The organism is Cellulomonas bogoriensis 69B4 = DSM 16987 (genome assembly GCF_000767165.1).
Classification (GTDB): Bacteria; Actinomycetota; Actinomycetes; order Actinomycetales; family Cellulomonadaceae; genus Actinotalea; species Actinotalea bogoriensis.
Genome location: NZ_AXCZ01000345.1, coordinates 1 through 1,131, shown reverse-complemented (window position 1 = coordinate 1,131; position 1,131 = coordinate 1). Strand labels below are relative to the sequence as shown.

The window sequence follows — 1,131 nt, the reverse complement described above, 5'->3', positions numbered from 1 at the left end:
CCCGCAGCGGTGGTGTGCCGGTGCCGACCCTGGCGGTGCTCGTGGGACTGCTCGGCGGTGTGGTCCTGGCGGCGGTGTCCCGTGCCCTGGCGGGCGTCGGCGCACGGCGGTGGGCCCGGAGGGTGCGCGCGAGCCTGGAGGTGGCGGTCACCGACGTCGCCGACCAGCACGTCGTCGGGCCGGTGCGTGAGGTCCTGGACGACCTCGAGCGCACCCGGGCGTCCGCCCGGCGCGCTGCCGGTGGTGGACCGGGCCGAGAGCCCGGTCGAGAACCCAGGAGGACGCCGCGATGAGGTTGCACGTCCCGGTGCCGTTGCGCTGGGCCGACATGGACGCCTACGGGCACGTGAACAACGTGGCCGTCCTCCGGCTGCTGGAGGAGGCGCGGATCGTCGCGTTCTGGCGGCACCCGGACGCCCCGGCCGACGGGTGGCCCACGGCGGTCCTGGACGCCGGTCCCGGTGCCGCGACCCACACGTTCGTCGCCTCGCAGGAGATCGAGTACCTGCTGCCTGTCGGGTACCGGCGTGCCCCGGTGACGGTCGAGACGTGGATCGGGCACCTGGGTGGGGCGAGCATCGACGTCTGCTACCAGGTTAGCGCCACGGTCGCGGGGGAGCGCGCCGTGTTCGTCCAGGCGCGCACCACCCTGGTGATGGTCGACGCGGTCACGGGCCGGCCCCGGCGCATCACCGAGCACGAGCGGGCCGCGTGGGCGCCCTACGTGGAGGACCCGGTCAGGATGAGGCGCCGCCCGGGTCGCTGACGCCGGTGCCGGTCACGTCGGTGCGCGAGGTCACGAGCCGTTCGGCGGCGACCCGCATGCCCCGTTGCATGCCCCCGAACACGACCCCGTGGAACGGGGCGACGGCCGCCCAGTACAGCTGGCCGGGCAGGCCGTGCGGGTGGAACGTGGCGAGCTGACGCAACGTGCTCGACCCGTCGGCCTCGGGCCTGACCGCCAGCTCGAGCCACGCCAGCCCGGGCAGGCGCATCTCTGCGCGCAGACGCAGCATCCGCCCGGGGACGATCTCCTCCACGCGCCAGAAGTCCACGGCGTCGTCGACGGTCAGCCGGGTCGGGTGGCGCCGGCCGCGGCGCAGCCCGGGCCCGCCCCACAACCGGTCCAGG

General features: G+C 75.3%; 2 protein-coding genes and 1 pseudogene. 2 read left to right on the top strand and 1 reads right to left on the bottom strand.

The features are described 5' to 3' along the window. Window positions 1–293, top strand: a pseudogene (locus N869_RS15285) (hypothetical protein); the annotation flags it as partial. After that, the gene (locus N869_RS15280; protein WP_035063096.1) at window positions 290–766 is read left to right on the top strand and encodes an acyl-CoA thioesterase; all 477 of its coding nucleotides are present in this window, start codon (window positions 290–292) and stop codon (window positions 764–766) included. The pseudogene N869_RS15285 and the gene N869_RS15280, both read left to right, overlap by 4 nt. Here the strand turns inward: N869_RS15280 and N869_RS15275 are convergent. Further along, a partial coding sequence (locus N869_RS15275; RefSeq protein ID WP_035063095.1) for a DUF2867 domain-containing protein occupies window positions 738–1,131 on the bottom strand: 394 nt, incomplete at its 5' end. The two genes, N869_RS15280 and N869_RS15275, sit on opposite strands and share 29 nt — an antisense overlap.